The following is a 4,973-nucleotide window of genomic DNA, read 5'->3' on the forward strand; positions in this document are numbered from 1 at the left end:
CCAATTGGGGCGGCGAGCGCTTCGTGCGCGGCGCCTACGTCGCCGCCCGCCCTGGCCGTTCACTGGCGCGCGCCGCGCTCATGCAGCCGGTGGCCGACAAGATCTTCTTCGCCGGCGAGCACTTGGCCGGCCCGCTGATGCAGACCTGCGGCGGCGCACGGCTGTCGGGCGAAGCGGTGGCAAGACAGGTTGTCGCCCAGCTTGCGGCCAAATAGCTTCAGGAAAATGTGGAACGCCGCGCGGCTGTTCGCGTTGGGCACGGGCCGCCGTGAACATCTATGTCACCTCCGGTGAATTGAGACCGACATGAAACTCTTCGACTGCCCCCATTGCGGCCATCGCATCTATTTCGAGAACGCCCAGTGCCTGAACTGCGGGAACCCCGTGCTCTACGATCCCGAGCACGCCTGTTTCGCGCTGGCGAGCGCCGACGGCATCTTCCAGTGCACCAACGCCGATGAATGCGCCTGCAACTGGATGGCCGAGCCCGGACACGCCTTTTGCCGCGCCTGTGCGCTCAACCAGTTGATCCCGGATCTCTCCGTCGACGGCAACCGCCGCCGCTGGATCCGTGTCGAAGCGGCGAAGAAGCGCGCCATCTATTCGCTGCTGGCCTTCGGGCTGCCGGTGGCGCCCAAGCAGAACCCCGCCGACGAGATCGGGCTGGCCTTCGACTTCCTCGCCGATCCGATCGGCGGCGGCCCCGGCGGCGAGCGGATCCTGACCGGCCACGACAATGGCCTGATCACGCTCAACGTCGCCGAGGCGGATTCGGCCGAGCGCGAAAAGCGCCGCGTCGAGATGGGCGAGAACTACCGCACCTTGCTCGGTCATTTCCGTCATGAGCTTGGGCACTATTATTGGGACCGCCTGATCCGCGACGATCCGCACCGGCTCGAAGCTTTCCGCGCACTGTTCGGCGATGACCGCGCCGATTACGAACAGGCGCTGAAGGCCTATTATGCCAATGGTGCGCCGCCCGACTGGCAGCAAGGCCACATCTCGGCCTATGCGACCTCGCATCCATGGGAGGACTGGGCCGAGACCTGGGCTCACCACCTGCACATCACCGACACGCTGGAAATGGTGCACGCACTGAACTTTCCGCTCGGCCGGCTGGAGACGGTGGAGGCCAACGACTTGCCGCGCGGCGACACAGGCGGCGAATTGCAGGCCGCACCCTCGGAGCCGCCGACCGCGCCCGAGTCTTTCGAAAAGATCCTGGCCCGCTGGCTGGTGCTGTCGGAAGCCTCCAATTCGATCAACCGCTGCATGGGCCTGCCGGACCTCTATCCCTTTGTCATTTCGGACGTCACGGCGCGGAAATTGGACTTCGTTCACGAACTTCTGACCGATTTGCCTGGAGAACAGGGAACAAATCGTGAGTTGGCACAGGCGCTTTAGCGGGAACGCATGAGCTGCTGCCCCGTTTTCGCTGGCGAGGGACCATGAAAACGGAGAGAAACCATGAAATCCCTGTTGTTTCCGGCGGTCGCCGGAATGCTGACCGTGATGTCGGGCGCCGCGTTTGCCGACACCGCCGTCTCAGCCGTCACCGATCTTAACGTTCGCGCCGGACCCGGCCCGCAATACCCTGTCATCGGCGTGCTCGCCGCCGGTCAGTCGGCAACGCTCAATGGCTGCATCGAAAACAGCAAATGGTGCACCATAGCCGAGGCCGGCGGCCAGGGCTGGGTCTATTCCGACTATGTGACGGCCGATATAGGCGGCAGCCGGGTGGTGCTGACGCAACGGCGCGCCAGCGTTGCTGTCGTCTCGCCGCCGGAGGACATCGGCAACTACTCGACCGATTATACCGGCGCGATCATCGCCAGCGATCCGGTCGTCGATGACTTCCCGCCGCCCCCGGCTGAAGTCCGCACCTATGTCGACACGCACCGCCTCGATCCCATCTATCTCGATGGCGAAGTGGTCACCGGCGCGACCCTGCCCGACACCGTCGAGCTGCGCGAGATTCCAGACTACAATTACCGCTATGTCTATGTGAACGGCCAGCGGGCGCTGATCGATCCGCAGACCCGGCGCATCATGTACGTCGTGCGCTGACGACAATTGACATAAGCGGCCGCTGCCACAGCAGCGGCCGCCGGCAGGCGGCACCGCAGCGTCGCCTCTTGTGCGCCGACGCTGCTCTGAGCATTGTCCTTTGCGGAAGACTTCCGATTTTTCCGGCGGTCGGTTAGTCAATAGGCGATGACTTTGGCAAAGGAGCCCGCGTGACCATCGATCCGGCCGCCTTCGAGCGCTACAGGCATTCGCCGAACGCCAGGACGACCTTGCCGCGCCTGTTGCTCGGAACGGGGATCGTCGTCCTTTTTTGGGCAGCAACCACCGTGGCCGTGCTGGTCGGCGGCACCTATGCCTTCTTCGCCCGGCAGGCGGCCCCATCATCCGGCATGCAGGGTTTCCTCGCCTCGCCCATCGGCATTCTCACCGCGCTCGTCTCGTTCGCCGGCATCTGGATCGGCCTGTGGGTCGCGATGCGCTGGGTGCATGGCGAGAAGCTGTCGGCGCTGCTCGGCAACAGCCGGCGTGTTTCATGGTCCGGCTTCCTCAAGGGGCTGATCGCGGTGCTGATCACCTCGTTGATCTCCGAAATCCTGCTCTATCTCTTGCAGCCGCAGATCGCGCGCGGCCCGATCAGCCTGTCGTCCTGGCTGCTGTTTGCGATCCCGATCGCCGCGCTCACTCTGTTGCAGACCTCGTCGGAAGAGTTGCTGTTTCGCGGCTACCTGCTGCGCGGGCTGGCCAGCCGGTTCAAGAGCCCGTTCATCTGGGCGCTGCTGCCGGCCCTGCTGTTCACCTCGCTGCATTGGAGTGCGAGTTCGTCGCCAGCCATCAACGCCTGTGTGCTGGCGTCGATCGCCGCTTTCGCGTTGCTGCTGACGCTTGTCGTTTACGCAACAGGCAATCTCGGCGCCGCGCTGGGTGCTCATCTCGGCAACAACCTGACCGGCTTCCTGCTGATCTCGCATCAGGAAAGCTACAATTCCTTCGCCCTGTTCAACGCCAGGCCGCTCGAGGGACCGGGCTGGGCAACGTCGGATGCGGTTCTCATCGCCTTCATCGGCATCGCCTGCAGCCTGCTGACCATCGGGCTGCTTTTGCATCCGCGCTCGCCGCTCAAGGTCGCCGCCGAGCTTCCGGACCGCGCGAGCACGGCCTGAATGCGGGTCCGGGAATGACGCTACCCGGCCCTTGTCTTGACTCTTGCGCAGATTTCCTGTCTACACGCCCCGAATTCCGCGACGAGTATCCCTCCGAGCAAGCCGACCAGGACGCCGAAACCTCTTTGAGGTGAAGTGCTGTAAATCGATCCTGGAGGCCAACACCCGGCAGCGCTGAGCGCCCCCGGGTGCTTTTTGGTTTTGGCTTTTGCTTGGACTTTTGGTTGGACACTGGGCGCGAACGCATTACCTCTCGGGCACCATCCGGGTGCCAGGGAAAAGGAAAACGAATGTTTGAATCGCTACAGGAACGTCTTGGTTCGATCCTGAACGGCCTGACCGGCCGCGGCGCGCTGTCGGAGGCTGATGTCTCGGCGGCGCTGCGCGAGGTGCGCCGTGCGCTGCTCGAAGCCGACGTGGCGCTGGAAGTGGTGCGCTCCTTCACCGACAAGGTGCGCGAGAAGGCCGTCGGCGCTGCCGTGGTCAAGTCGATCAAGCCCGGCCAGATGGTCGTCAAGATCGTTCATGACGAACTGGTCGACATGCTCGGCGCTGAAGGCGTCGCCATCGATCTCAATGCCCCGGCGCCGGTCGTCATCATGATGGTCGGCCTGCAGGGTTCCGGCAAGACGACCACTTCGGCCAAGATCGCCAAGCGTCTTTCCGAGCGTCAGAACAAGAAGGTCCTGATGGCCTCGCTCGACACGCGGCGCCCCGCCGCGCAGGAGCAGCTTCGCCAGCTCGGCGAACAGGTCAAGGTCGCCACGCTGCCGATCATCGACGGCCAGTCGCCGGTCGACATCGCGCGCCGCGCCGTGCAGGCGGCCAAGCTCGGCGGCCACGACGTCGTCATCCTCGACACCGCCGGCCGCACCCATATCGACGAGCCGCTGATGGTCGAGATGGCCGACATCAAGAAGGTATCGAGCCCGCACGAAATCCTGCTGGTCGCCGATTCGCTGACCGGCCAGGACGCCGTCAACCTGGCCAAGAGCTTCGACGAGCGCGTCGGCATCACCGGTCTCGTGCTGACCCGCATGGACGGCGACGGCCGTGGCGGTGCTGCCCTTTCGATGCGCGCCGTCACCGGCAAGCCGATCAAGCTGATCGGCACCGGCGAAAAGATGGACGGGCTGGAGGAATTCCACCCCAAGCGCATCGCTGACCGCATCCTCGGCATGGGCGACATTGTCTCGCTCGTCGAAAAGGCCGCCGAGAACATCGACGCCGAACAGGCGGCGGCGATGGCCAAGAAGATGCAGTCGGGCAAGTTCGACCTGAACGATCTCGCCGGCCAGCTTCAGCAGATGTCGAAGATGGGCGGCATGGGCGGCATCATGGGCATGATGCCCGGCATGGGCAAGATGAAGGACCAGATGGCCGCCGCCGGTCTCGACGACAAGATGTTCGGCCGCCAGCTCGCCATCATCTCGTCGATGACCAAGGCAGAGCGCGCCAATCCCGATTTGCTCAAGCATTCGCGCAAGAAGCGCATCGCTGCCGGTTCCGGCACCGACGCGGCCGAAATCAACAAGCTGCTCAAAATGCATCGCGGCATGGCCGACATGATGAAGGCAATGGGCGGCAAGGGCAAAGGCGGCGGCCTGATGCGCGGCATGATGGGCGGCCTCGCCTCCAAGATGGGCCTCGGCGGCATGATGCCCGGCGGTATGGGTGGCATGATGGGCGGCGGCATGCCGGACCTGTCGAAGATGGATCCCAAGCAGCTCGAAGCCTTGCAGAAGCAGGCGCAGGCAGCCGGCCTAGGCGGCGGCATGAAAGGCC

5 protein-coding genes are annotated in these 4,973 nt (G+C 64.4%); all 5 read left to right on the top strand.

What is annotated here, in order from left to right:
• On the top strand, positions 1–215 hold a 215-nt coding region (locus EN994_RS17575), incomplete at its 5' end, for an FAD-dependent oxidoreductase (RefSeq protein ID WP_164745984.1).
• Positions 216–306: 91 nt separating this feature from the next.
• Positions 307–1,404 (top strand): putative zinc-binding metallopeptidase, encoded by a 1,098-nt coding sequence (locus EN994_RS17580; RefSeq protein ID WP_013528805.1) that lies wholly within the window; start codon positions 307–309, stop codon positions 1,402–1,404.
• A gap of 63 nt (positions 1,405–1,467) precedes the next feature.
• Positions 1,468–2,067, top strand: a complete 600-nt coding sequence (locus EN994_RS17585; protein WP_063169558.1) for a DUF1236 domain-containing protein — start codon at positions 1,468–1,470, stop codon at positions 2,065–2,067.
• Between the two features lie 170 nt (positions 2,068–2,237).
• A complete protein-coding gene (locus tag EN994_RS17590; RefSeq protein WP_013528803.1) occupies positions 2,238–3,188 on the top strand; it encodes a CPBP family intramembrane glutamic endopeptidase in 951 nt (316 codons plus the stop codon).
• A 290-nt stretch (positions 3,189–3,478) separates the two neighbouring features.
• Positions 3,479–4,973, top strand: a 1,495-nt coding sequence (gene ffh / locus EN994_RS17595) for a signal recognition particle protein (protein ID WP_127307680.1), incomplete at its 3' end; no start/stop codon positions are given.

The organism is Mesorhizobium sp. M7A.F.Ca.CA.002.09.1.1, assembly GCF_003998555.1.
Lineage (GTDB): Bacteria > Pseudomonadota > Alphaproteobacteria > Rhizobiales > Rhizobiaceae > Mesorhizobium > Mesorhizobium ciceri.

Bases quoted from the DNA above. Each gene is read 5' to 3' on its own strand.
- EN994_RS17580 (WP_013528805.1), top strand. From the start codon at position 307: ATGAAACTCTTCGACTGCCCCCATTGCGGCCATCGCATCTATTTCGAG.
- EN994_RS17585 (WP_063169558.1), top strand. From the start codon at position 1,468: ATGAAATCCCTGTTGTTTCCGGCGGTCGCCGGAATGCTGACCGTGATG.